Source organism: Campylobacter concisus, assembly GCF_002913745.1.
In the GTDB taxonomy this organism is placed as follows: Bacteria; Campylobacterota; Campylobacteria; order Campylobacterales; family Campylobacteraceae; genus Campylobacter_A; species Campylobacter_A concisus_R.
The window spans coordinates 1-551 of the sequence record NZ_PPCG01000027.1; the positions used below are offsets into that span (position 1 = coordinate 1).

The following is a 551-nucleotide window of genomic DNA, read 5'->3' on the forward strand; positions in this document are numbered from 1 at the left end:
ACATCAAAGAAGACAGAAGTAGTGAAAACTGGATAACAGAAACCATAGAGAAGATAGACAATATGCTTTCAAAAAAGTATAGCTATACCATTGATGAAAGGCGAGCTTTATTATCAAAATATCCAGAGACCTTAGAAGAATTTGAGATCAATGTATTACAATCTCACATGGACTGGTTGCTTACCAACTCCGTTGATGGCAAACCAACAATTTCTGGACTGATGGTTGGTCTTGGCACAAAAGAAGAGGAGGCTGACCTAAGAGCCTTTATAGATAGCATGTCTTCTCTTTATCCGAATAATAACAAGGAGTCGCTTAGTCTTTTAGATAGAACCGACCTAAGCATAGATGAATTTAAAACGTTATTTGCCAAAGCAAGAGAGAAAGCAACAAAAGATGTTGAAGAACAAAGAAAGCAGATAATCAAAGAAGAACAAGAATACAATGCAAATTTTGCCAAAGAGCAAAGTGAGAAGAAATTTAAACCTATGCAGGTTAAAAAGAAGTATGAGACCTATGATATAAATAAGGATCAAAAATTTCTCTATGCA

The 551-nt window shown here is 34.8% G+C and carries 1 protein-coding gene; it reads left to right on the forward strand.

Annotation, left to right across the window (positions count from 1 at the left end):
- Nucleotides 1–2: 2 nt before the first annotated feature.
- Nucleotides 3–551, forward strand: a 549-nt coding sequence (locus CYO90_RS03310) for a cell surface protein (protein WP_103578431.1), incomplete at its 3' end; no start/stop codon positions are given.